This is a genomic window from Pseudomonas izuensis (genome assembly GCF_009861505.1).
Taxonomy (GTDB): Bacteria; Pseudomonadota; Gammaproteobacteria; order Pseudomonadales; family Pseudomonadaceae; genus Aquipseudomonas; species Aquipseudomonas izuensis.
The window spans coordinates 10,861-35,164 of sequence record NZ_WTFT01000001.1; the positions used below are offsets into that span (position 1 = coordinate 10,861).

Annotated in this window: 20 protein-coding genes and 1 pseudogene; 14 read left to right on the top strand and 7 right to left on the bottom strand. The window is 60.0% G+C overall.

All coding sequences use genetic code 11. From position 1 onward, the window contains the following. Positions 1–17: 17 nt before the first annotated feature. Genes GPL81_RS00050 through rloA form a run of 3 tightly spaced genes read right to left on the bottom strand, consistent with a single transcriptional unit; the run spans position 18 to position 3,081 of the window. On the bottom strand, positions 18–1,004 hold the full coding sequence (locus GPL81_RS00050; protein ID WP_096512767.1) for an alpha-L-glutamate ligase-like protein: 987 nt from the start codon (positions 1,002–1,004) through the stop codon (positions 18–20). Beyond that, on the bottom strand, positions 1,004–2,539 hold the full coding sequence (gene rloB, locus GPL81_RS00055; RefSeq protein ID WP_096512766.1) for an osmotic stress tolerance membrane protein RloB: 1,536 nt from the start codon (positions 2,537–2,539) through the stop codon (positions 1,004–1,006). The genes GPL81_RS00050 and rloB overlap by 1 nt, the downstream gene beginning before the upstream one ends. A gap of 5 nt (positions 2,540–2,544) precedes the next feature. Next, complete coding sequence (rloA, locus tag GPL81_RS00060) at positions 2,545–3,081, bottom strand: retropepsin-like aspartic peptidase RloA (RefSeq protein WP_096512765.1); 537 nt, start codon at positions 3,079–3,081, stop codon at positions 2,545–2,547. Positions 3,082–3,382: 301 nt separating this feature from the next. Here rloA and GPL81_RS00065 point away from each other — a divergent pair, with 301 nt between their 5' ends. The 6 genes from GPL81_RS00065 (at position 3,383) to prpD (ending at position 11,965) form a co-directional block, all read left to right on the top strand. After that, positions 3,383–4,099 (top strand): GntR family transcriptional regulator, encoded by a 717-nt coding sequence (locus GPL81_RS00065; protein WP_177435573.1) that lies wholly within the window; start codon positions 3,383–3,385, stop codon positions 4,097–4,099. Then, positions 4,096–4,986 carry a methylisocitrate lyase gene (prpB, locus tag GPL81_RS00070; protein ID WP_090323977.1) on the top strand — a complete coding sequence of 297 codons (891 nt, stop codon included), beginning with the start codon at positions 4,096–4,098 and terminating at the stop codon, positions 4,984–4,986. Before GPL81_RS00065 ends, prpB begins: the two co-directional genes overlap by 4 nt. 153 nt (positions 4,987–5,139) lie before the next feature. Beyond that, on the top strand, positions 5,140–6,267 hold the full coding sequence (prpC, locus tag GPL81_RS00075) for a bifunctional 2-methylcitrate synthase/citrate synthase (protein WP_160104729.1): 1,128 nt from the start codon (positions 5,140–5,142) through the stop codon (positions 6,265–6,267). A gap of 188 nt (positions 6,268–6,455) precedes the next feature. Continuing rightward, the gene (acnD, locus tag GPL81_RS00080) at positions 6,456–9,050 is read left to right on the top strand and encodes a Fe/S-dependent 2-methylisocitrate dehydratase AcnD (RefSeq protein ID WP_160104730.1); all 2,595 of its coding nucleotides are present in this window, start codon (positions 6,456–6,458) and stop codon (positions 9,048–9,050) included. Between the two features lie 66 nt (positions 9,051–9,116). Then, positions 9,117–10,307: a 2-methylaconitate cis-trans isomerase PrpF gene (gene prpF / locus GPL81_RS00085; protein ID WP_160104739.1), complete on the top strand. Its 1,191-nt coding sequence runs from the start codon at positions 9,117–9,119 to the stop codon at positions 10,305–10,307. A gap of 173 nt (positions 10,308–10,480) precedes the next feature. Beyond that, on the top strand, positions 10,481–11,965 hold the full coding sequence (gene prpD, locus GPL81_RS00090; RefSeq protein ID WP_160104731.1) for a 2-methylcitrate dehydratase: 1,485 nt from the start codon (positions 10,481–10,483) through the stop codon (positions 11,963–11,965). Between the two features lie 109 nt (positions 11,966–12,074). Here the strand turns inward: prpD and ppsR are convergent, their stop codons facing one another. Continuing rightward, the gene (gene ppsR, locus GPL81_RS00095; RefSeq protein ID WP_096512759.1) at positions 12,075–12,893 is read right to left on the bottom strand and encodes a posphoenolpyruvate synthetase regulatory kinase/phosphorylase PpsR; all 819 of its coding nucleotides are present in this window, start codon (positions 12,891–12,893) and stop codon (positions 12,075–12,077) included. 174 nt (positions 12,894–13,067) lie between these two features. Between ppsR and ppsA the strand changes: the two genes are divergently transcribed. The 8 genes from ppsA to GPL81_RS00135 all read left to right on the top strand — a co-directional run bounded on the left by ppsA (position 13,068) and on the right by GPL81_RS00135 (position 21,260). Then, a complete protein-coding gene (gene ppsA / locus GPL81_RS00100) occupies positions 13,068–15,443 on the top strand; it encodes a phosphoenolpyruvate synthase (protein ID WP_160104732.1) in 2,376 nt (791 codons plus the stop codon). A gap of 198 nt (positions 15,444–15,641) precedes the next feature. Then, on the top strand, positions 15,642–16,631 hold the full coding sequence (locus tag GPL81_RS00105) for an alpha/beta fold hydrolase (RefSeq protein ID WP_160104733.1): 990 nt from the start codon (positions 15,642–15,644) through the stop codon (positions 16,629–16,631). A 140-nt stretch (positions 16,632–16,771) separates the two neighbouring features. Further along, positions 16,772–17,260, top strand: a complete 489-nt coding sequence (rraA, locus tag GPL81_RS00110; RefSeq protein WP_178122547.1) for a ribonuclease E activity regulator RraA — start codon at positions 16,772–16,774, stop codon at positions 17,258–17,260. Positions 17,261–17,287: 27 nt separating this feature from the next. After that, positions 17,288–18,283 (top strand): zinc transporter ZntB, encoded by a 996-nt coding sequence (locus GPL81_RS00115; RefSeq protein WP_160104735.1) that lies wholly within the window; start codon positions 17,288–17,290, stop codon positions 18,281–18,283. 63 nt (positions 18,284–18,346) lie between these two features. Further along, complete coding sequence (locus GPL81_RS00120; protein WP_008017601.1) at positions 18,347–18,595, top strand: hypothetical protein; 249 nt, start codon at positions 18,347–18,349, stop codon at positions 18,593–18,595. 2 nt (positions 18,596–18,597) lie between these two features. Beyond that, positions 18,598–19,422 (top strand): mechanosensitive ion channel family protein, encoded by an 825-nt coding sequence (locus GPL81_RS00125; RefSeq protein WP_096512754.1) that lies wholly within the window; start codon positions 18,598–18,600, stop codon positions 19,420–19,422. A 90-nt stretch (positions 19,423–19,512) separates the two neighbouring features. After that, complete coding sequence (gene sigX / locus GPL81_RS00130; protein WP_075949123.1) at positions 19,513–20,103, top strand: RNA polymerase sigma factor SigX; 591 nt, start codon at positions 19,513–19,515, stop codon at positions 20,101–20,103. Positions 20,104–20,210: 107 nt separating this feature from the next. After that, positions 20,211–21,260: an OmpA family protein gene (locus GPL81_RS00135; protein ID WP_160104736.1), complete on the top strand. Its 1,050-nt coding sequence runs from the start codon at positions 20,211–20,213 to the stop codon at positions 21,258–21,260. Positions 21,261–21,347: 87 nt separating this feature from the next. Here the strand turns inward: GPL81_RS00135 and cobA are convergent, their stop codons facing one another. From cobA to GPL81_RS00150, 3 genes and pseudogenes are all read right to left on the bottom strand, one after another. Further along, positions 21,348–22,112 (bottom strand): uroporphyrinogen-III C-methyltransferase, encoded by a 765-nt coding sequence (gene cobA / locus GPL81_RS00140; protein ID WP_160104737.1) that lies wholly within the window; start codon positions 22,110–22,112, stop codon positions 21,348–21,350. A 149-nt stretch (positions 22,113–22,261) separates the two neighbouring features. Next, entirely contained in the window at positions 22,262–23,932 is a 1,671-nt protein-coding gene (locus GPL81_RS00145) for a bifunctional protein-serine/threonine kinase/phosphatase (RefSeq protein WP_160104738.1), read from the bottom strand. Between the two features lie 7 nt (positions 23,933–23,939). After that, a pseudogene (locus tag GPL81_RS00150) lies at positions 23,940–24,304 on the bottom strand (MFS transporter); the annotation flags it as partial.

The window sequence follows — 24,304 nt, forward strand, 5'->3', positions numbered from 1 at the left end:
TCCTACAGGGGAAGAGCTCAGCCTTCAACCGGTGGAATATGCCCGAACATCTCCTGAACAAATGCCACGCGCTCTTCGACGGTTTCGGTCACGCCACGAGCCTTCAACTCTTCCAGTCGCGCCTCGACCGCATGGGTTCGCAAGGTCAAGCCACAATGATTGGCAATCTGGATGTTCAAGCCCGGTCGGGCATTGAGTTCGAGGATCAGCGGGCCTTTTTCCTGGTCGAGCACCATGTCGACACCGATGTAGCCCAGCCCGCACAGCTCATAGCAGCCGGCGGCGAGTTTCATGAAACCGTCCCAGTAGGGCAGTTGCACGCCGTCCACCGCGTTGGTGGTATCCGGGTGTTTGGCGATGATGTTGTTCAGCCAGGTGCCACGCAGGGTCAGGCCGGTGGCGAGGTCGACACCGACGCCGATGGCGCCCTGGTGCAGGTTGGCCTTGCCGCTGGACTGACGGGTCGGCAGGCGCAACATGGCCATGACCGGGTAGCCCAGGAGCACGATGATACGGATGTCGGGCACGCCTTCGTAACTGATGCTCTTGAAGATCTGGTCCGGAATCACGCGGTATTCGATCAGCGCCCGGTCGCGGTGACCGCCCAGGGAGTACAGCCCGGTGAGAATGCTGGAAATATGGTGCTCGATCTCTTCGTGGCTGATGATCTTGCCCGATACGGTGCGATAACGGCCCTCGAAGCGGTCGGCGACCACAATGATGCCGTCGCCGCCAGCGCCCTGGGCCGGCTTGATCACGAAATCGTTGCGCCCGCCGATGATCTCGTCGAGCTTGTCGATTTCCTTCTCGGTGGAGATCACACCATAGAGTTGCGGCACATGGATGCCTGCGGCGATGGCGCGTTCCTTGGTGATGATCTTGTCATCGACGATCGGGTACAGGCTGCGCTTGTTGTACTTGAGCACGTAGTCCGCGTTGCGCCGATTAATCCCCATGATGCCCTGGGCTTCCAGGGCCTTCCAGGTCTTCCAGAAACCGAACATCAGGCTTCAGCCTTCTTCAGGAAGGCCTTGAAGCGCACCAGTTCGGTCAGGCGGTAGCCGCGATAACGACCCATGGCCAGCATGAATCCCACCATGATCAGCAGGATCGCCGGGAAGGTGAAGACGAAGTACACCAGCTCCGGCACGGTCATGATCAGGTGCGCCAGGGACGCGGCGAACAGTGTACCGACGGCCACTTTCATGGCGTGGCCGGCGCCGCGCTCCTCCCAGGTGATCGACAGGCGTTCGATGGTCATGGTCAGGATCACCATCGGGAACAGCGCCACCGACAACCCGCGCTCCAGACCGAGCTTGTGGCTGAACAGGCTGATGGCAGCGATCAACACCACCACGAAGGTCAGCACCACTGACAGCCTCGGCAGCATTTGCAGCTTCAGATGCTCAAGGTAGGAACGCAGCGACAACCCCAGGGCCGTGATGATCGTAAACAACACGATGCCGAAGCCCAGCTGGGTTTCGCGAAAGGCCAGGGCAATCAGCACCGGCGTAAAGGTGCCCAGCGTCTGAATGCCGATCAGGTTGCGCAGGATCAGGATCACCAGCACGCCGATCGGGATCATCACCATGATCATGAAGGTCTGCTGGGTTTGCAGCGGCAAGCCGTACAGCGAGTATTCGAGGAAGTTGGCGTCGGTGTTCTCGTCGGTCAGCTTGGCCAGGCGAATGGCGTTCATTTCGCTGTTGTTCATGCTGAAGGTGACGGTGGCTTTCTTGCCGCCATCGACGGTGATCAGGTTTTCGTCACCGGTCCACCACAGCAGGCGGTCGGTCGGCAGGCCCTGTTCACCGGTTTCCGGGTTGAAGTACAGCCAGTCAGTGCCATTGAAGCTGCGCAGCCAGAGCTCAGGGGTTTGCGGTTGATCGGCCACCAGGCGAATGGTGTGGACTTTCTCCACCGGCACGTGGGCGATGGACAGTACCAGTTCGACGATCCTGGCCTTTTGCGCAGTGGAGGGGTCGCCGGCCAGCAGCAGCTTCACGTTGTCGTCGTTGAGATTGTTGACACGCTTGATCGCTTCGCCAACGAAGGTTTCGACATCGGCCGAATGCTGGCGGATCGGTGCGAGCAGGGCTTCGGCAGCGATTTTTTCCGGGCCGTCGAGGGCGATGCTGTCACGGAAGGTCGGGCCTTTGACCTTGGATTTTTCGGCGCTGTAGCGCTTGGTCAGCACCAGACGGTAATAAAGGGTCTGGTTGCCCTTCGCCCGACGTGCCGACCAGGTGACCTTGCGGTTGCCGTCGACCTTGTTGACCGCCACGCCGTAGTTATTGGAAATGAAGCTTTCATTGAGGCTGACGTAGTCGCGGCTCAGCGGCGGCACGAACATCTGGATCTTGACCGGGTCCTTGGCACTGGCGACGAACTCGACCTTCGCGTCGATGTTCCACAAGTCGTCGGTGGCGTCTTCGGTCACGGGAATGCCCAGCACGAAGATCTGATAGGCCGTAACTGAAATGCCCAGCACCACCAGGATGGCGATCAGCATTTTCAGATGAAGGGTAAGAGAGCGCATTGATATTACTCTGCGGTATGAGCGTCGATGGCGCAGGCGGGTTTGCCGGCAGCGTATTTAAGACTGGGGTCGACCAGCGCATCGAAGCGTTTGAGTGCTTCGGAGCCGATCAGGAGCGGGTACTGGAACGCGCTGCGGTCGGTCAGGTTCACCTCGATGCTGCGTAAGGCCGAGCCCATGCAGATATCCAGCTCGATCACCGGACGGGCGGTGTACTTCTTGCCTTCTTCCGGATCGTAGTCGCCGGCCCGGCGCTTGATCTTGCTGACGCGGGCCAGCGGCCGTTCGATGGGGTGCGTATGGGCCGTGTCGATGGCCAGGTAGAAGCGCACCCAGGATTCGCCATTGCGTTTGAAACGCTTGATGTCGCGGGCGCTGAGGGAAGCGGTTTTCGCCCCGGTATCGAGTTTGGCGGCCACTTCCAGATCGAGTCCACCAAGCGATGCGTACTCATTGAGGCCATACACAGTCTTTTCCCCTGCCACTGCGACGCCGGGCAGGCAAAGAAAATAAAGGTAGGCGGGGAAGGGCTTGAGTCTCATAAATCCTGGTGCAAAGCGGGCCGTATTTCGATTCAAGACCCTGGCATTGCTGCGCAAGCTCCTCGTATGCCTATCAGCTATTTATGACAGGCAGTGCAGATGTGACAAACAAATGCGGGCGGCATTCTAGCACGGTGGTTTTATGGCGCCAGCGCTGGCCGGCGGCTATAAGCCGCGTTGCTGCGTCTTTATGGTGCAAGCGGTTATTAGACGATTGTCGACAATATCTATTTATCCTTTGACTCTTATGGCCGATTTCGCTAGTTTTTGCGGCATTGGTTTTCAAGGTGTCGACAATATGCTGGAGCAACTCGATCCGCCACTCACCGCCCAAGACGATTCGGAAACACTTTCCGAGAACGTCTTCCGGCGTATCCAGGCGGCCATCGTCAAGGGCGAGATCGCCCCGGGCAGTAAGATCTCCGAGCCGGAGCTGGCCCGTACCTATGGCATCAGCCGGGGGCCGCTCCGCGAGGCCATCCACCGTCTTGAAGGCCAGCGCCTGTTGGTGCGCGTGCCGCACGTCGGGGCGCGGGTCGTGTCGCTCAACCACGCCGAGCTGCTGGAACTCTACGAAATCCGTGAATCCCTCGAAGGCATGGCCTGTCGCCTGGCCGCCGAGCGCATGAGCGTCGAAGAAATCGACGAACTGCGCCGTGTCCTCGAAACCCACGAGCGCGATGAGGCGTTCCAGGCCGGCCGAGGCTATTACCAGCAGGAAGGCGATTTCGACTTCCATTACCGAATCATCCAGGGCAGCGGCAACCGCACCCTGACGCAGATGCTCTGCGGCGAGCTTTATCAGCTGGTGCGGATGTACCGCATCCAGTTCTCCACCACGCCCAATCGCCCGCACCAGGCCTTTGCCGAGCACCACCGCATTCTCGATGCCATCGCCGACCGTGACGGTGAGCTGGCCGAGTTATTGATGCGCCGCCACATCGGCGCTTCCAAACGCAATATCGCCCGTCATTACCAGGACGGCGTTAACCCGACAGCCAAACGAGGTGAGTCATGAGTTTGAACAAGAGCACACCAGGCCAGCGTTTCCGCGATGCGGTCGCCAGCGAGCATCCATTGCAAGTGGTCGGCGCGATCAACGCCAACCACGCGCTGCTGGCCAAGCGCGCCGGTTTCAAGGCAATTTACCTGTCTGGTGGCGGGGTGGCTGCCGGCTCCCTCGGCGTGCCAGACCTGGGCATCACCGGCCTGGATGACGTGCTGACCGACGTGCGCCGCATCACCGACGTCTGCGACCTGCCGCTGCTGGTGGATGTGGACACCGGTTTCGGTTCCTCGGCGTTCAACGTCGCCCGTACCGTCAAGTCGATGATCAAGTTCGGCGCGGCGGCGATTCACATCGAAGACCAGGTCGGCGCCAAGCGTTGTGGTCACCGTCCTAATAAGGAAATCGTCTCGCAGCAGGAAATGGTCGACCGCATCAAGGCCGCCGTCGATGCGCGTACCGATGACAGCTTCGTGATCATGGCCCGTACCGACGCATTGGCGGTAGAAGGCCTGGAGTCCGCCCTGGATCGCGCTGCCGCCTGCATCGAGGCCGGCGCCGACATGGTATTCCCGGAAGCCATCACCGAGCTGGAAATGTACAAATTGTTCGCCAGCCGCGTGAAAGCGCCGATCCTGGCCAACATCACCGAATTCGGCGCCACACCGCTGTACACCACCGAGCAACTGGCTGGTGCCGATGTGTCGCTGGTGCTGTACCCGCTGTCGGCCTTCCGTGCCATGAACAAGGCCGCGGAAAACGTCTACACCGCCATCCGCCGCGACGGCACGCAACAGAACGTCATCGACACCATGCAGACCCGCATGGAGCTTTACGATCGCATCGACTACCACACCTTCGAGCAGAAGCTCGATGCGTTGTTCGCCGCTAAAAAATAATTGTAGGAGCGAGCCTGTCGAATCGTCGCACCGTCGCGATGGGCGTTAACGATAACGCGGTGTTCCTGATGCACCGAGGTGAACCATCCACCATCGCGAGCAGGCTCGCTCCTACAGGTTTCCCTAACAAATTCAAGAATGCTGGAGACAAAAATGGCCGAAGCAAAAGTACTCAGTGGCGCCGGGCTCCGTGGCCAGGTTGCCGGGCAAACCGCACTGTCCACCGTGGGCCAGGCGGGCGCGGGCCTGACCTATCGCGGCTACGACGTTCGCGAACTGGCGGCTGACGCACAATTCGAAGAAATCGCCTACCTGCTGCTGTACGGCGAACTGCCGAGCAAAACCCAACTGGCGGCTTACATCAGCAAGCTGGGCAAGCTGCGCGACCTGCCGCAAGCGCTGAAAGAAGTGCTGGAACGCATCCCCGCCGACGCCCATCCGATGGACGTGATGCGCACCGGTTGCTCATTCCTGGGCAACCTGGAGCCGGAGAACGACTTCTCCGAGCAACACGACAAGACTGACCGCCTGCTGGCCGCGTTCCCGGCGATCATGACCTACTGGTATCGCTTCAGCCACGAAGGCCAGCGTATCGACTGCGTGAGTGACGAGCCATCCATCGGCGGCCACTTCCTGCACCTGCTGCACGGCAAGAAGCCAAGCGAGTTGCACGTCAAGGTAATGAACGTTTCGCTGATCCTTTACGCGGAGCACGAGTTCAACGCCTCGACCTTCACCGCCCGCGTGTGCGCCTCGACCTTGTCCGACCTGTTCTCCTGTGTCACCGCGGCCATCGGTTCGCTGCGCGGCCCGCTGCACGGCGGTGCCAACGAAGCGGCAATGGAAATGATCGAGCGCTTCTCGTCGCCGGAAGACGCGATCAAGGGCACCCTCGGCATGCTCGAGCGCAAGGACAAGATCATGGGCTTCGGCCACGCGATCTATAAGGACAGCGATCCACGTAACGAAGTGATCAAGGGCTGGTCGAAAAAACTCGCTGACGAAGTGGGCGACACGGTGCTGTTCCCGGTCTCCGAAGCCATCGACAAGACCATGTGGGAGCAGAAAAAACTGTTCCCGAACGCCGACTTCTACCATGCCTCGGCGTACCACTTCATGGGCATCCCGACCAAGTTGTTCACACCAATTTTCGTCTGCTCGCGCCTGACCGGCTGGGCCGCCCACGTGTTCGAACAACGCGCCAACAACCGCATCATCCGTCCGAGCGCCGAGTACACCGGCGTCGAACAGCGCAAGTTCGTGCCAATCGAACAACGCTGAATGGTGGGGGCCTGATAGCCGCAAAGCTGTGGGAGCAATGCTTGCTCGCGATGACGGACTGACATTCAACATTGATGTCGACTGTTACACCGCTATCGCGAGCAAGCTTTGCTCCCACAAGGAGCGGTTTGACTTCGAGCCAAGTGCCAGGCCCCACCCTTTGTAATCACCGTGACCGAGTCCTGACGATGAACACTGAATTCCGTAAAACGCTGCCCGGCAGCCACCTGGATTACTTCGATGTCCGCGCAGCGGTCGAGGCCATCCAGCCCGGCGCCTACGACACCCTGCCGTACACCTCCCGCGTGCTGGCGGAAAACCTTGTGCGTCGCTGTGACCCGGCCACGCTCACCGAATCCCTGAAGCAATTCATCGAACGCAAGCGCGACCTCGATTTCCCGTGGTTCCCGGCCCGCGTGGTCTGCCACGATATTCTCGGCCAAACCGCGCTGGTGGACCTCGCCGGCCTGCGTGACGCCATCGCCCTGCAAGGCGGTGACCCGGCGCAAGTGAACCCGGTGGTGCCGACGCAATTGATCGTCGACCACTCCCTGGCCGTCGAGCGTGGCGGTTTCGATCCCGAGGCGTTCGAGAAGAACCGCGCCATCGAAGACCGTCGCAACGAAGACCGTTTCCACTTCATCAACTGGACCAAAAAGGCGTTCAAGAACGTCGACGTGATCCCGCCGGGCAACGGCATCATGCACCAGATCAACCTGGAGAAAATGTCTCCGGTGATCCAGGTGCGTGACGGCGTGGCGTTCCCCGACACCTGCGTCGGCACCGACAGCCACACCCCGCACGTTGATGCGCTGGGCGTGATCGCCATCGGCGTCGGTGGTCTCGAAGCCGAGAGCGTGATGCTGGGCCGCGCGTCGTGGATGCGTCTGCCGGAAAGCGTCGGCGTTGAATTGACTGGCAAGCTGCAACCGGGCATCACCGCCACCGACATGGTGCTGGCGCTGACCGAGTTCCTGCGCAAGCAAAAAGTCGTCGGTGCATGGCTGGAGTTCTTCGGTGAAGGCGCCTCGGCGCTGACCCTCGGCGACCGCGCCACCATTTCCAACATGGCTCCGGAATACGGCGCCACTGCGGCGATGTTCTACATCGACCAGCAGACCATCGACTACCTCAAGCTCACCGGCCGTGAAGACGAGCAGGTGCAGTTGGTCGAGAACTACGCCAAGCAGGTCGGCCTGTGGGCTGACAGCCTGAAGGGCGCGCAATACGAGCGCGGCCTGACTTTCGACCTGTCCTCGGTCGTGCGCAACATGGCCGGCCCGAGCAACCCGCACGCCCGTGTGGCGGTTTCGGATCTGGCGGCAAAAGGCATTTCCGGTCAGTGGGAAGATGTGCCAGGCCAAATGCCGGACGGCGCGGTGATCATCGCGGCCATCACCAGCTGCACCAACACCAGCAACCCGCGCAACGTGATCGCCGCCGGTCTGCTGGCGCGCAACGCCAACAAGCTCGGCCTGACCCGCAAGCCGTGGGTCAAGTCGTCCCTGGCGCCGGGTTCGAAAACCGTGGCGTTGTACCTCGATGAAGCCGGCCTGACCGATGAACTGGAGCAGCTTGGCTTCGGCGTCGTGGCCTTCGCCTGCACCACCTGCAACGGCATGTCCGGTGCGCTGGACCCGGTGATTCAGCAAGAGATCATCGACCGCGACCTGTACGCCACCGCCGTGTTGTCCGGCAACCGTAACTTCGACGGCCGGATCCACCCGTACGCCAAGCAAGCGTTCCTCGCTTCGCCGCCGCTGGTGGTTGCGTACGCCATCGCCGGCACCATCCGTTTCGATATCGAGAAAGACGTGCTGGGCGTGGTCGACGGCAAGGAAATCCGCCTCAAGGACATCTGGCCGAGCGACGAAGAGATCGACGCAGTCGTGAAGGCGTCTGTTAAACCCGAGCAGTTCCGCCAGGTGTACATCCCGATGTTCGCCATCCACGAAGACACCGGCCCGAAAGTGGCGCCGTTGTACGAGTGGCGCGAGATGAGCACCTACATCCGCCGTCCGCCGTACTGGGAAGGCGCACTGGCCGGGGCGCGTCCGCTCAAGGGCATGCGTCCGCTGGCGGTGCTGCCGGACAACATCACCACCGATCACCTTTCGCCTTCCAACGCCATCATGTTGGACAGCGCCGCCGGCGAATACCTGGCAAAAATGGGACTGCCGGAAGAGGACTTCAACTCTTACGCGACTCACCGGGGCGACCACCTGACCGCGCAGCGCGCGACCTTCGCCAACCCGAAACTGTTCAACGAAATGGTTGTGGAAAACGGCAAGGTCAAGCAGGGCTCCCTGGCTCGCGTCGAGCCGGAAGGCAAGGTCATGCGCATGTGGGAAGCCATCGAGACTTACATGGACCGCAAGCAGCCGCTGATCATCATCGCCGGTGCCGACTATGGTCAGGGTTCGTCCCGCGACTGGGCGGCGAAAGGCGTGCGCCTGGCGGGTGTAGAAGCGATCGCCGCCGAAGGCTTCGAGCGCATTCACCGCACCAACCTGGTGGGCATGGGCGTGTTGCCGCTGGAGTTCAAACCGGGCACCAACCGTCATACATTGGCCATCGACGGCAGTGAAACCTACGACGTGATTGGCGACCGCACTCCGCGTGCCGAGCTGACACTGGTGATCCATCGCAAGAACGGCGAACGCGTCGAGGTGCCGGTGACCTGCCGTCTCGACACGGCCGAAGAAGTGTCGATCTACGAGGCCGGCGGCGTGTTGCAACGTTTCGCGCAGGACTTCCTCGAAGAATCGGCGGTTGCCGTCTAACACAGGCTGTACGGGCACGGGACTTTGAGTCCCGTGCCTGTTTTCAGGATCAGGAGTATGAGCACCATGGCTCACCCGGCTCAAATCAAGATACCCGCCACCTACATGCGCGGCGGCACCAGCAAAGGCGTGTTCTTCAGCTTGAAGGATCTGCCGGAAGCAGCACAGGTCCCAGGCCCTGCCCGCGATGCCTTGCTGCTGCGCGTGATCGGCAGTCCAGACCCTTACGACAAGCAAATCGACGGCATGGGCGGGGCGACCTCCAGCACCAGCAAAACCGTGATTTTGTCGAAAAGCACCAAGGCCGATCACGACGTCGATTACCTGTTCGGTCAGGTGTCCATCGACAAGCCGTTCGTCGACTGGAGCGGCAACTGCGGCAACCTCTCGGCAGCGGTCGGTTCGTTCGCCGTCAGCAATGGCCTGGTGGACGCCAGCCGCATCCCGCACAACGGCGTTGCCGTGGTTCGTGTGTGGCAAGCCAACATCGGCAAGACCATCATCGCCCATGTGCCGATCACCAACGGTGAAGTGCAGGAAACCGGCGATTTCGAACTCGACGGCGTGACTTTCCCGGCCGCCGAAGTGCAAATCGAGTTTCTTGATCCGGCCGCGGATGAAGAGGGTGGCGGCGGTTCGATGTTCCCCACCGGCAACCTGATCGATGACCTGGAAGTGCCGGGCGTCGGCACCTTCAAGGCGACCATGATCAATGCCGGCATTCCGACGATTTTCGTCAATGCCGAAGACATCGGTTACAAGGGCACCGAGTTGCAGGGCGCGATCAACGGCGACCCGAAAGCGTTGCTGATGTTCGAAACCATCCGTGCTTACGGCGCGCTGCGCATGGGCCTGATTTCCAACATCGACGAAGCGGCCAAGCGGCAGCACACGCCGAAGGTGGCGTTCGTGGCCAAGCCTGCGGACTACGTTGCCTCCAGTGGTAAAGCGATTGCAGCCGGTGATGTCGACCTGTTGGTGCGTGCGCTGTCCATGGGCAAGCTGCACCACGCGATGATGGGCACTGCAGCGGTGGCGATCGGTACGGCCGCGGCGATTTCCGGCACCTTGGTGAATCTTGCAGCGGGCGGCGTCGAACGCAACGCGGTGCGTTTCGGTCATCCGTCGGGTACCTTGCGCGTCGGTGCCGAAGCCAGCCAGGTCAACGGCGAATGGACCGTGAACAAAGCGATCATGAGCCGTAGTGCGCGGGTGTTGATGGAAGGCTTCGTCCGGGTGCCGGGCGATTCTTTCTGATCGACACAACACCTTGTAGGCGCTGGCTTGCCAGCGAAGAGGCCGTCACATTCAACATCATTGTTGCCTGTGACGCCGCCTTCGCTGGCAAGCCAGCTCCTACATGGATCGTATAAGGGTTTGAATTCGACCGCATCTTCGCCGGCAAGCCAGCTTCTACGGGTGAATCGAACATGAGCGCCAACGTTGACCTGAACAATCGTCCGGACTATGACCAGGTCCTGCAGGACATTGCCGATTACGTCCTCAACTTCAAGATCGAATCCACAGAAGCCCTGGACACCGCCCGCAATTGCCTGATGGACACCCTGGGCTGCGGATTGCTGGCACTGCGCTTTCCCGAATGCACCAAACATCTGGGACCTGTGGTCGAAGGCACCGTCGTACCGTTTGGCGCCCGCGTTCCGGGCACCTCTTTTCGGCTCGATCCGGTCAAGGCGGCCTGGGACATCGGCTGCATCGTGCGCTGGCTCGACTACAACGACACCTGGCTCGCCGCCGAGTGGGGACACCCCTCGGATAACCTTGGCGGCATTCTCGCGGTGGCTGACCATTTATCACAAAAACGCCTGGCCAATGGCGATGCGCCGCTGACGATTCGCGCCGTGCTCGAAGCGATGATCATGGCCCATGAAATTCAAGGCGTGATCGCCCTGGAAAACTCGTTCAATCGCGTCGGTCTTGATCACGTCATTCTGGTGAAAGTCGCCTCGACCGCGGTCACCGCCAAACTGATGGGCGCCAACCGCGAACAGATGCTGTCGGCGTTGTCCCACGCCTTTGCGGACGGCCAGGCGTTGCGCACCTACCGGCATGCGCCGAATGCCGGGTCGCGCAAGTCATGGGCAGCCGGCGATGCGTCCAGCCGTGGCGTGCATCTGGCGGACATTGCGATGCGCGGTGAAATGGGTATTCCCGGCGTGTTGAGTGCCAAACAGTGGGGCTTCTATGACGTGCTGTTCAGCCACACCAACAACGATCTGGCGCTCAAGCCCGCAGACAAGCGCGCCTTCAGTTTCTCCCGCCCGTACGGTAGCTATGTGATGGAGAACGTGCTGTTCAAAATCAGTTTTCCCGCCGAGTTCCACGCACAAACCGCCTGCGAAGCGGCCGTGACCCTGCACCCGCAAGTCCGTAACCGACTGCACGAGATCGACAAAATCGTCATCACCACCCACGAATCGGCGATCCGCATCATCTCCAAGGTCGGTCCGCTGGCCAACGCCGCCGACCGCGACCATTGCCTCCAGTACATGACCGCCGTGCCGCTGGCCTTCGGCAATCTGGTGGCTGAACACTACGAGGATGACTTCCACAAGGCACATCCGATCATTGATGTACTGCGCGACAAAATGGTCATCGTCGAAGACCCGCGCTACACCCGCGAATATCTGGAGGCGGACAAGCGCTCCATCGCCAATGCGGTGCAGGTGTTTTTCAAGGACGGATCCAGCACCGGGAACGTGGTGGTGGAGTACCCGATTGGTCATCGTCGGCGCCGTACGGACGGCATTCCGTTGCTGGAGGACAAGTTCAAGGCGAACCTGGCGACACGGTTTACCGGGCAGAGAAGCGAGGAAATATTTGCGTTGTGCAAGGACCAGGCCCGGCTGGAGGCGACGCCGGTAAATAGGTTTGTGGATTTGTTTGTGATCTGAGGGACCGCGTTATCGTTCAATCGCGAGCAAGCTTTGCTCCCACAGGAGCGCTACATAATTTGTGGGAGCAAGGCTTGCCCGCGATGACGGCTTCAAGGGCACTGAAAATTTATTTGAACCGCCGCTCGACGCCTTTCTCCACCAGAATCTTCGCGGAGATTTCTTCAACGGAAAAATGCGTGGAGTTGATATTCGGAATGTTCTCGCGGCGGAACAGGTTTTCCACCTCGCGCACTTCGAATTCGCACTGGGCGTAGCTCGAATAGCGGCTGTTGGGCTTGCGCTCGTTGCGGATCGCGGTGAGGCGGTCCGGGTCGATGGTCAGGCCGAACAGCTTGTGCTGGTGGGCGCGCAGTGCGCTTGGCAGGGTCAGGCGTTCCATGTCGTCTTCGGTCAGCGGGTAGTTGGCCGCGCGGATGCCGAACTGCATGGCCATGTACAGGCAGGTCGGGGTCTTGCCGCAGCGCGATACGCCCACCAGGATCAGGTCGGCCTTGTCGTAATAGTGCGTGCGGGCACCGTCGTCGTTGTCGAGGGCGAAGTTAACGGCCTCGATACGCTCCATGTAATTGGTGTTGGCACCAATGGAGTGGGATTTGCCGACAGTGTAGGAAGAATGCTCGGTCAGTTCCTGTTCGAGAGGTGCCAGGAAGGTCGAGAAAATGTCGATCATGAAACCATTGGAAGTCGCGAGGATCTCACGAATATCCTGATTGACGATGGTGTCGAAGATAATTGGACGAAAGCCGTCGGTTTCGGCGGCTTTGTTGATTTGTTGTACCATGGCCCGCGCTTTGTCCACGTTGTCGATGTATGGCCGCGTGACTTTGCTGAAGGTAATGTTTTCGAACTGCGCCAGGAGGCTTTGACCCAGGGTTTCGGCAGTAATGCCGGTACCATCGGAGATAAAGAAAGCAGATCGTTTCATTTGCACCATGGGCCTTAAGCTAATGAACATTCTTGGATATGATAGGCGCGATTTGCCGGCCGCCAATGGCCCGCATTCTCACTTATTTTCCAGGTCCAGGCCATATAACTGGCAAACGCTCCCCCGAGCAGCCGGTTTCTGAGCTTTTCCAACACAGTTAGTGGAGAGATCACCTTGGTAGAGTACGTAGTTTCCCTCGATAAGCTCGGCAAACACGATGTTGAGCATGTGGGGGGCAAGAACGCATCCCTGGGCGAGATGATCAGCAACCTTGCAGGTGCCGGTGTATCGGTGCCCGGTGGCTTCGCCACGACCGCTCAGGCTTATCGTGATTTCCTGGAGCTGAGCGGCTTGAATCAGCAGATTCACGATGCTCTCGATGCCCTGGATGTCGATGACGTGAATGCCCTGGCCAAGACCGGTGCCCAGATCCGTCAATGGATCATGGAAGCCGAGTTCCCTGAAAAACTGAATACCGAAATCCGCACTGCGTTCGCCGCGCTGTCCGCCGGCAACCCTGACGTGGCCGTGGCCGTGCGTTCTTCCGCGACCGCAGAAGACTTGCCGGATGCCTCCTTTGCTGGCCAGCAGGAAACCTTCCTGAACATCCGTGGTGTCGAAAACGTCATTCGCGCCGCCAAAGAGGTGTTCGCCTCTCTTTTCAACGATCGTGCGATTTCCTACCGCGTGCACCAGGGCTTCGACCACAAGTTGGTAGCCCTGTCGGCCGGCGTACAGCGCATGGTCCGCTCCGAAACCGGCACCGCCGGCGTGATGTTCACCCTCGATACCGAATCGGGCTTCCGTGACGTGGTGTTCATCACCGGCGCCTACGGCCTGGGTGAAACCGTCGTGCAGGGCGCGGTGAACCCGGATGAATTCTACGTCCATAAAGGCACGCTGGCCGCCGGTCGCCCGGCGATCCTGCGCCGCAACCTGGGCAGCAAGGCCATCAAGATGATCTACGGCGACGAGGCCAAGGCCGGTCGTTCGGTCAAGACCGTCGATGTCGACAAGGCTGAACGCGCGCGTTTCTGCCTGACCGACGCGGAAGTCAGCGAGCTGGCCAAGCAGGCGATGATCATCGAGAAGCACTACCAGTGCCCGATGGACATCGAATGGGCCAAGGACGGTGACGACGGCAAGCTGTACATCGTGCAGGCCCGTCCGGAAACCGTGAAGAGCCGCACCCAGGCCAACGTCATGGAACGTTACCTGTTGAAGGAAACCGGCACCGTGCTGGTGGAAGGCCGTGCGATCGGCCAGCGCATCGGCGCCGGCAAGGTCCGCATCATCAAGGACGTGTCCGAGATGGACAAGGTCCAGCCAGGCGACGTACTGGTATCCGACATGACCGACCCGGACTGGGAACCGGTCATGAAGCGCGCCAGCGCCATTGTCACCAACCGTGGCGGTCGTACCTGCCACGCGGCGATCATCGCCCGCGAGCTGGGGATCCCGGCCGTGGTTGGTTGCGGCAACGCCACCCAGCTGTTGAAAGACGGCCAGGGCGTGACCGTTTCCTGCGCTGAAGGCGACACCGGTTTCATCTTCGAAGGTGAACTGGGCTTCGACATCAAGAAAAACTCCGTGGATGCCATGCCGGAGCTGCCGTTCAAGATCATGATGAACGTCGGCAACCCGGACCGTGCCTTCGACTTCGCGCAGTTGCCGAACGCCGGCGTGGGCCTGGCCCGCCTGGAGTTCATCATCAACCGCATGATCGGCGTGCACCCTAAAGCGCTGCTGAACTACGACGGCTTGCCGCAGGACATCAAGGAAAGCGTCGACAAGCGCATCGCCGGTTACAACGACCCGGTCGGCTTTTATGTCGAGAAACTGGTCGAAGGCATCAGCACCCTGGCTGCGGCGTTCTGGCCGAAAAAGGTCATCGTGCGTCTGTCGGACTTCAAGTCCAATGAATACGCCAACCTGATCGGCGGCAAGCTGTACGAGCCGGAAGAAGAAAACCCGATGCTGGGCTTCCGTGGCGCCTCGCGTTACATCAGCGAATCGTTCCGTGACTGCTTCGAACTCGAATGCCGCGCCCTCAAGCGCGTGCGCAACGAGATGGGCCTGACCAACGTCGAAATCATGGTGCCGTTCGTCCGAACCCTGGGCGAAGCGAGCCAGGTGGTGGACCTGCTGGCCGAAAAAGGCCTGGCCCGCGGCGAAAACGGCCTGCGCGTCATCATGATGTGCGAACTGCCGTCCAACGCGATCCTGGCTGAAGAATTCCTCGAGTTCTTCGACGGTTTCTCCATCGGCTCCAACGACCTGACCCAGCTGACCCTGGGCCTGGACCGTGACTCCGGGATTATCGCGCACCTGTTCGACGAGCGTAATCCGGCGGTCAAGAAGCTGCTGGCCAACGCCATTGCCGCGTGCAACAAGGCCGGCAAATACATCGGCATCTGCGGTCAGGGCCCTTCGGACCACCCGGACCTGGCCAAGTGGCTGATGGAGCAAGGCATCGAAAGCGTTTCGTTGAACCCCGATTCCGTACTGGAAACCTGGTTCTTCCTGGCTGAGGGTCAGGCTTCGGCTTGATCGTGTGAAAACGTGCCGCTTCCTTTGTAGGAGCGAGCCCTGCTCGCGATGGAGGTCAACGATAACGCGTTTATCCTGGATAAACGTGGTGTCCTGAGGTTCTTCGCGAGCAGGGCTCGCTCCTACAGGCAGCGGTCTTTTTGAGATTCAAGCAGGGCGGGCTCCAACCGGATGCCGCCCTTTTTTGTGCAAGAGACTATGCAAAGCAGCAGCAACCTATTTCCTGTCGCCTTGATCAGCGCCGAGCGCCGCGGTGATCTGAGCGAAGATGTCTATCGTTTGAAACCTGCAAACAGCCCTGACGCCAGTGTCGAACTGGCGGTGACACGCCTGGGCATGGCCGACGAGCCGACGGTGCGGGGCGTGCCAGTGATCCTGTTGCACGGCAGCTTTTCCAATCGACGTTTCTGGTTTTCCCCCAAGGGCCTGGGCCTGGGGGCTTATCTGACGCGCCTGGGATTCGATGTGTGGATTGCGGAAATGCGCGGTCACGGCTTGTCCCAGCGTAACCAGAACTACCGCAAGAACCGCGTCGCCGACTATGCGCGTTACGATCTGCCGGCCATTGGCGCGTTCGTGCGCGAGCAAAGCGGCCAGGTCCCGCACTGGATCGGCCACTCGCTGGGCGGCATCACCCTGGCGGCAGCGCTGGGGGGTGAATACATCGGTGAGCCTGTGGTCGCGTCTGCGGCGTTTTTCGGCACGCAAGTCAGCCGTACCTACTGGCCGTTGAAAATTCCGCCGGTCGAGTGGGGCGGGCGCTTCATTCTCAAGCGTTTTGCCCAGTTGTCCGGTTCACGGCTCAAGCGCGGCCCGGAGGACGAGCCGATTGGCCTGGCCCTGGAGAGCATGCGCTGGTATGGCCTGTTCGGGCGCTTCGGGGATGCCGACAAGGACTGGTGGACGGGTTTGGCCGAGGTCAAGGTGCCGGTGCTGGCAGTGAGTGCCGCGGGTGACCATCAGGACCCGTCATGGGCTTGCCGCAAGTTGTTCGAACAAGTGGGGTCCGAGCACAAGCAATTTATCAACCTGGGTCGCGAGCAGGGTTTTGGCGACAATTTCGGTCACGTGGAAATGCTGGTCAGCAAAGCGGCCCAGGCCGAGGTCTGGCCGTTGGTGGCACGCTGGCTGGCGGATCAGCAAACGCCTCTGCTGGGTGATCAGGCGGACGTGGCCGCGGCCATCTAAGCTGGACGCTCTATCAAGGGCATTTCGCTCTGATCGGCTTGCGGCTAAGATATGACGCATTGAGCGGTTCCAGTCATTTTCGATGATTGAATCATCCGTGATGTTCGTGCTGTCTTCCTCTTTACAGGAGTTTCTCGATGATCCATTACCTCACGCCTGACCTGTGCGACGCCTACCCGGAGCTGGTGCAGGTGCTGGAACCGATGTTCAGCAATTTCGGTGGCCGTGATTCCTTCGGCGGCGAAATCGTGACCATCAAGTGCTTCGAAGATAACTCGCTGGTCAAGGAGCAAGTCGAACTCAAGGGTAACGGCAAGGTACTGGTGGTCGATGGCGGTGGCTCCCTGCGTCGCGCACTGCTGGGTGACATGCTGGCCGAGAAGGCTGCGAAAAACGGCTGGGAAGGGCTGGTGATCTACGGTTGCATCCGTGACGTCGATGTCATCGCGCAAACCGATCTCGGAGTCCAGGCGCTGGCCAGCCATCCGATGAAAACCGACAAGCGCGGTATCGGCGACCTCAACGTTGCCGTGACTTTCGCTGGCGTGACCTTCCATCCGGGCCAGTACATCTATGCGGACAACAATGGCGTGATCATCTCGCCCAGCCCGCTGAAAATGCCTGAATAAAAGCGGCTGTAGATCAGAGGAGTGCGGATGTTCGAGGAAGAAAACGCGCAATGGGGGCTGGTACATGCCCTGGTGCTGGACGGTAAAGGCGGTGCGCGTTCGATAGCCCGGACAGAACTCGATGACTTGCAGCTGCAGGCCCATGAAAGCCTGTGGCTGCACTGGGATCGCAGTCACCCGCAAACGCAGACCTGGCTGCGCAAAACCAGCGGTTTGAGTGAGTTCAGCTGCGACCTGCTGCTTGAGGAAAACACCCGTCCGCGTCTTTTACAGCTTTCGGACAGCGAACTGCTGCTATTTTTGCGCGGGGTCAACCTCAACCCCGGTGCCGAGCCTGAGGACATGGTGTCGGTGCGGATCTTCGGCTCTGCCCAGCGGGTGATTTCCCTGCGTTTGCGTCCATTGCGCGCCACGGAAGAACTGTTGGCGCAACTGGCGGAAGGCAAGGGGCCGAAAACCGCCTCCGAGCTCATCCTTTATATGGCGCAGTACCTGACCAACAAAGTGCAGGACCTGGTCAGTTGCCTCTCGGAAGTGGTCGATGAGGAAGAAGAAAAGCTGGATGCCGACGAACGGTACACGCCCGAGCATGGAGAGGTTCTGCAGATCCGGCGCCGGGCCGCTGCGTTGAAGCGGTTTCTCGCTCCGCAGCGCGATATTTTCGGTCAGCTGACGCGAATAAAGTTGCCCTGGTTCGTCGAGGACGATGGCGATTACTGGAACGAATTGAACAACAGCCTGACACGTTATCTCGAGGAGCTGGAATTGACCCGGGAGCGTGTGGGGCTGGTCCTGGAGGCTGAGGACCGACGTTTGAGCGTGCGCATGAACCGCACGATGTATCGCTTCGGGATCATCACCGGGGTCTTTTTGCCGATGAGTTTTCTGACCGGTCTTTTGGGGATCAACGTCGGGGGGATTCCGTTATCGGGGAATCCTTATGGCTTCCTCGTTGCCTGCCTGCTGATGGTATCGGTGGCGCTCGGCCAGTGGTGGTTGTTCCGACGTTTGCGCTGGGTTTGAACATGAACCATGTGACCCGACCAAATTTGACCGCGTCTTTCACAGACATCACGAGAGGTGCGTATGCACGATCCGTTTGAACAGTCTTTGCGTGACATGCTCAATGCATCACCGTCCACCCGGGACGACGATGCGTGCCTTGGCCGTGTCCTGAAAACCGCCAACCGCCAGGTCGGTGCCGGCGATCTGTTCAGCCTGCTGGGCCGCTGGCTGCCCGCCCTGATGATCGCCCTGAATAACGGATCGGCCCACGTGGCGCCGGTGTCTCGTCTGCGTAAACCTACCGCTCGAACTGCTGATAAGGCTGATTGAATATGGAACTTGATCTCTGGACACAGAGCCTCGTCACTGCAATGACTGCGTTATGGACCAAGGTTGCGAACTTCATTCCAAACCTGTTTGGCGCACTGGTCGTGCTGCTTCTGGGGTTTGTCGTGGCCAAGCTGCTGGACACGCTGCTCTCCAAATTGCTCGCCAAACTGGGCCTTGATCGCCTGATGGGCGGTACCGGTCTGACCAAACTGCTGTCGCGAGCCGGCCTGCAAGTGCCGATTTCCACGCTGATCGGCAAAATCGTCTATTGGTTCGTTCTGCTTATTTTTCTGGTTTCTGCGGCAGAATCACTTGGACTTGAGCGAGTTTCAGCTACGCTGGATATGCTCGCGCTGTATGTTCCGAAGGTATTCGGCGCAGCGCTGGTGCTGCTGGTGGGCGTCTTGCTGGCGCAACTGGCCAATGGCCTGGTGCGCGGCGCCGCAGAGGGCGTAGGCCTGGACTATGCTTCCGGGCTGGGGCGAATAGCCCAGGGCCTGGTGATCATCATCAGCATTTCGGTTGCGATCAGCCAGTTGGAGGTCAAGACTGACCTGCTCAACCATGTGATCGTAATCGTATTGATTACCGTTGGTCTGGCGGTTGCGCTGGCCATGGGGTTGGGAAGCCGGGAAATTGCCGGTCAGATTCTTGCGGGAATCTATGTGCGTGAGTTGTACCAGGTTGGGCAACAAGTGCGTGTTGGCGAGGTCGAAGGGCAGATCGAAGAGATCGGCACGGTTAAAACCACATTGCTGACCGATGAGGGTGAGCTAGTCTCTCTTTCCAATCGGATCCTCCTCGAGCAGCATGTGAGTAGCCGCTAACCCGGCAAACCCTGCTAATGTATGCCGCCGCAAAATGCCTGCTGATGCTGGCAGCGGCGGACATTGACCTGACTGTCGGCCCGACTTGTTTTGAATAAAGCCCAATCGCTATCCATGCGCTACGACCCCCGCGAGCTCTCTGATGAGGAGTTGGTCGCGCGCTCGCATACCGAGCTGTTTCACGTAACGCGCGCCTATGAAGAACTGATGCGGCGTTACCAACGAACATTATTTAACGTCTGTGCACGATATCTCGGGAACGATCGCGACGCAGATGATGTCTGTCAGGAAGTCATGTTGAAGGTGCTGTATGGACTGAAGAACTTCGAGGGCAAATCGAAGTTCAAGACATGGCTATATAGCATCACGTACAACGAGTGCATCACACAGTATCGGAAAGAACGGCGAAAGCGTCGCTTGATGGACGCCTTGAGTCTGGACCCCCTCGAAGAAGCGTCCGAAGAAAAGGCGCCGAAACCCGAGGAGAAGGGTGGACTCGATCGCTGGCTGGTGTATGTGAACCCGATTGACCGCGAAATTCTGGTGCTACGATTTGTCGCAGAGCTGGAATTTCAGGAGATCGCAGACATCATGCACATGGGTTTGAGTGCAACAAAAATGCGGTACAAACGCGCTCTAGATAAATTGCGTGAGAAATTTGCAGGCATTGCTGAAACTTAGTTCGGCGCAAATATCTCTTACGCGTAGGCAAGTTCTGATAGACTTGCCGCCGAGTTGTCCCCCGGTTTGCGGGACTGCTTCACAATCACCAGATGGGGATTTAACGGATGAAACTGAAAAACACCTTGGGCTTGGCCATTGGTACTCTTATTGCCGCTACTTCGTTCGGCGCTCTGGCACAAGGCCAAGGCGCAGTTGAAGGCGAGCTCAACTACGGGAAGAAGTACAACGACAGCGTTAAGAACGTTGAAGACGGCTACACTCCTGGCGCCTCCATCGGTTACTTCTTGACCGACGACGTGTCGTTGAACGCGACCTACAACAATGACGACCACACCCGTTCGAACAACGGTACTGGCCATCAGAAAATCGAAGGCGACCAGTTCGGTCTGAACGCCCAGTACCACTTCAACAACGCTGGCGACGCTCTGCGTCCATACGTTCAAGGTGGTGTTAAGCACGGCAGCATGACCAACGTAGCCGCTGACGGCCACACCGGTCGTGACCAGTCGACTTTCCTGACTGCAGGCGGTGGCGTTAAGTACTACTTCCTCGAAAACTTCTTCGCCCGTGCTGGCGTAGAAGCCGACTACAAGCTGGACAACGGCAAGTGGGACTACATCCCGTCCGTAGGTCTGGGTGTGAACTTCGGTGGCGGCTCCAAGCCTGCTGCTGCTCCAGTTCAAGCACCGGCTGAAGTCTGCTCCGACAGCGACAACGATGGCGTATGCGACAACGTTGACAAGTGCCCGGACACCCCAGCCAACGTAACCGTTGACGCTGATGGCTGCCCAGCAGTTGCTGAAGTGGTTCGTGTAGAGCTGGACGTGAAATTCGACTTCGACAAGTCGGTAGTCAAGCCTAACAGCTACGGCGACATCAAGAACCTGGCTGACTTCATGAAGCAGTACCCATCCACCACCACTACTGTTGAAGGTCACACTGACTCCGTCGGTCCTGACGCTTACAACCAGAAACTGTCCGAGCGTCGTGCAAACGCCGTTAAGCAAGTTCTGACCAACCAGTACGGTGTTGCTCCGTCCCGCGTTCAGTCTGTTGGCTACGGCGAATCCCGCCCAGTTGCCGACAACAAAACTGAAGCTGGCCGCGCTGTAAACCGTCGCGTAGAAGCGCAGGTTGAAGCTCAAGCTAAGTAATTAGCCCGCAGCTCTGAGAAAAGCCCGGCTCAGGCCGGGCTTTTCTTTGCCTGCGATTTGGTGAGTGGGCAGTTGAGTCAGCAAGATTCAGGCAGACTCACAGACTGAATTCGCGGGCAAGCCACGCTCCCACAGGGGAAGCGTTACGCCAGCGGCCACTGCACCTATCACCAAAATGGCGGGGCTTTTCAGCTCGAAGGTGTAAGCATCTTCCTCCATCGCCGTCAGATCACTCCGACATTCCCGCTGGTGCGGTAGCGAGGCGTTTTCGATCAACGCCACCGGCGTGTCTGCCGCCATCCCGCCGGCCAATAGCTGCTGACGAATGTCGCTGAGTTTGGCCACCCCCATGTAAATCACCAGGGTCGTACCGCTCTGGGCCAGCGCCGGCCAGTTGAGGCTGCTGCCGTCCTGAGTATGGGCGGTGACCAGTGTCACGCCGCGCGCCACACCGCGCAGGGTCAGCGGAATATCGCATTGCGTGGCGCCAGCGAGCCCGGCAGTGATGCCATTGACCAGTTCGACCTCAACCCCGCGCTCGCGCAACCACTGTGCCTCCTCACCGCCGCGCCCGAAAATGCACGGGTCGCCGCCCTTGAGTCGCACCACGCACTTGCCCTGGCGCGCGTAACGCAGCATCAGACGATGAATGAACGCTTGTGGCATTGAGCGGCAGCCGCCACGTTTACCCACGGGAATGATCCGCGCATTGCCGCAATGCTCGAGTATGGCGTCATTCACCAGATCATCGATCAGCACGACATCCGCTTCGCTCAACGCCCGCACGGCTTTTAGCGTCAACAGCTCCGGATCACCGGGACCCGCACCGACCAGCCAGACTTTTGCGTTCATCGTGTTTCCTCACGGGAAATGGAACAAATCTAAAGATTGCAGTGATGTTCAGTACGCCTTCGCGAGCAGGCTCGCTCCCACAAGGGATTGTTGAACGCCTCCAGATCTCCTGTGGGAGCGAGCCTGCTCGCGAAGGGCGCAACTCGGTCTCAACCATGAAATACCGCAAACATCAGCGCCAGATTGATCAACAACGACCCCAGTGCCAGCGCCCGCCACACCTTCAGCGGCTCTCGCTCCAGCAAGGGCCTCGGGCGTACGCTCAAGCTGCGGCGCTCGCCCTGTTCCATCAGCAGCAACCATTCTTCGGCGGTTTCAAAGCGTTGGGCCGGATCCGCCGCCACTGCACGCTCAAGGCTAAGGTTCAACCAGTCCGGCAGGTCAGGGCGATAGCGGCTGGCGCTGACTGGAGCAGCGAACCGCGGACGCTGGAAAGCTTCGATTTCGCCGTAGGGAAAATACCCGGTGAGCAGGTAGAACAGGGTCACGCCGACCGCATACAGGTCCTGTTGCGGCGTCGGCGCTTCACCGCGAAATGCTTCCGGGGCAATGTAGCTGGGGGTTCCGGGCAGGATCGAGGGCTGGTCTTCGGACAAGCCGGGACACCAGGCGAGCCCGAAATCCAGCAGACGCAACTCGCCGTCGTCCCCCAGCAGCAGGTTCTGCGGCTTGATGTCGCGATGCAGGATCTGCCGCCGGTGCAGCAGGCCAACGGCTTTGAGCAGGCGTTCAGCCAGGTCCTGCCATTGGGCCAACGGCAACGGCCCGATCTGCGCGTGCAGTTGCGCCAGGGTCGAGCCGGGGTATTCACGCATCACGTAGTACAAATGCTGACGCTGACTGGCGGTATGGACTTCAGGAAAATGTCGCCCGGCCACACGCTTGAGAAACCATTCTTCCGAGAGCAGGGCCTGTCCGGCCAAGTGATCATCACGAAGCACACCGGGCAGAGTTTTCAGCAGCCAGGGTTGTTGCTGGCTGTCGCGCACCCGATAAAGCAGCGACTGCTGGCTCTGGCCGAGTATTGCTTCGACCTGCCAGCCCTCGAAATCCTGGCCCGGTTTCAGCACCGGCGGCAGTGGCCATTGCTGCAAATGAATCAGTGCATCGCCGATGCTGGTTTCACCGAGAGCATCAACCCGCACCAGCAAGGCACTGGCGTTATCCTGGCTGCCGGCCAGGTGCGCAGCCTTTACCAGCGTCTGCGCGGCGCTGTCGAGGTCCGGTTGGTCGCGCAGAATCGCGGCAATCGCGGTATCGCCCAGCACCGCCCAGATACCGTCGCTGAGCAGCACAAAACTCTCGTCCAGGCGCAATTCACCGTCGAGAAAGTCCAGCACCAGATGCTGATCGAGCCCCAGTGCCCGCTTGAGCACATGCTGCATGCCCGGTTGATCCCACACGTGATCTTCACTGACCCGCTGCAATTGCTCGGCATGCCAGCGATACACCCGGCAATCGCCGACATGGGCCAGGGTAAAACGCTTTCCGCGCAAGACCAGGGCGCTGACGGTGGTCAGCAAAGGCTGCCCACCGCCGTTGGCCTGCAACCAGCGGTTCTGCGCCAGCAACAGGCGATCCAGGGCTTGGGCGACGCCCCAGGTCTCCGGGGTGGCATAGTAGTCCAGCGCCAGTGCCTGCAACGTCGAGCGGGCGGCCAATCCGCCATCGGCGCATTGGCTGACGCCGTCGGCGATGGCGAACAGGTAACCCTTGCTGGCGGCCAGCGCCGGGGCCGGTGTGACCAGGCGCAGGGCATCCTGATTCTCATCACGCGGACCGGTGGCGCTGGCCTGGGCGAAGCTCAGTTGCAGGCCCATGGCTGCGTCAGACCCGCGCAGCGGTCACGGCGGCCGAACCCCAGGTGGTTCTCCAGCGACGTTTCACGCCGTGCAGACCGAACCAGGCGAGGACGCCAAGGCTGGCGAACAGCCACAAGGCCATCTGGTAGTTGCCGGTGCTTTGCTTGATCGCGCCCATGCCGGCGGCGAGGGCAAAACCGCCGATCCCGCCGGCCATGCCGATCAGGCCGGTCATCACGCCGATTTCCCGGCGAAAGCGCTGTGGAACCAACTGGAATACCGCGCCGTTACCTGCCCCCAAACCAAGCATGGTGCAGACGAACAGTGCCAGCGCAGCAACGGAGCTTGGCAGGTTGAAACCCACGGCTGCGATGCAGATCGCCGACACGG

What these genes read in the sequence shown, in the direction of transcription:
- GPL81_RS00115 (WP_160104735.1), top strand. Translation starts at nt 17,288, where the DNA reads ATGTTCGAGGAAGAAAACGCGCAATGGGGGCTGGTACATGCCCTGGTG.
- prpD (WP_160104731.1), top strand. Translation starts at nt 10,481, where the DNA reads ATGAGCGCCAACGTTGACCTGAACAATCGTCCGGACTATGACCAGGTC.
- GPL81_RS00145 (WP_160104738.1), bottom strand. Translation starts at nt 23,932, where the DNA reads ATGGGCCTGCAACTGAGCTTCGCCCAGGCCAGCGCCACCGGTCCGCGT.
- prpF (WP_160104739.1), top strand. Translation starts at nt 9,117, where the DNA reads ATGGCTCACCCGGCTCAAATCAAGATACCCGCCACCTACATGCGCGGC.
- prpC (WP_160104729.1), top strand. Translation starts at nt 5,140, where the DNA reads ATGGCCGAAGCAAAAGTACTCAGTGGCGCCGGGCTCCGTGGCCAGGTT.
- rloB (WP_096512766.1), bottom strand. Translation starts at nt 2,539, where the DNA reads ATGCGCTCTCTTACCCTTCATCTGAAAATGCTGATCGCCATCCTGGTG.
- GPL81_RS00125 (WP_096512754.1), top strand. Translation starts at nt 18,598, where the DNA reads ATGGAACTTGATCTCTGGACACAGAGCCTCGTCACTGCAATGACTGCG.
- cobA (WP_160104737.1), bottom strand. Translation starts at nt 22,112, where the DNA reads ATGAACGCAAAAGTCTGGCTGGTCGGTGCGGGTCCCGGTGATCCGGAG.
- ppsR (WP_096512759.1), bottom strand. Translation starts at nt 12,893, where the DNA reads ATGAAACGATCTGCTTTCTTTATCTCCGATGGTACCGGCATTACTGCC.
- acnD (WP_160104730.1), top strand. Translation starts at nt 6,456, where the DNA reads ATGAACACTGAATTCCGTAAAACGCTGCCCGGCAGCCACCTGGATTAC.
- GPL81_RS00135 (WP_160104736.1), top strand. Translation starts at nt 20,211, where the DNA reads ATGAAACTGAAAAACACCTTGGGCTTGGCCATTGGTACTCTTATTGCC.
- prpB (WP_090323977.1), top strand. Translation starts at nt 4,096, where the DNA reads ATGAGTTTGAACAAGAGCACACCAGGCCAGCGTTTCCGCGATGCGGTC.
- GPL81_RS00105 (WP_160104733.1), top strand. Translation starts at nt 15,642, where the DNA reads ATGCAAAGCAGCAGCAACCTATTTCCTGTCGCCTTGATCAGCGCCGAG.
- rloA (WP_096512765.1), bottom strand. Translation starts at nt 3,081, where the DNA reads ATGAGACTCAAGCCCTTCCCCGCCTACCTTTATTTTCTTTGCCTGCCC.
- GPL81_RS00120 (WP_008017601.1), top strand. Translation starts at nt 18,347, where the DNA reads ATGCACGATCCGTTTGAACAGTCTTTGCGTGACATGCTCAATGCATCA.
- GPL81_RS00050 (WP_096512767.1), bottom strand. Translation starts at nt 1,004, where the DNA reads ATGTTCGGTTTCTGGAAGACCTGGAAGGCCCTGGAAGCCCAGGGCATC.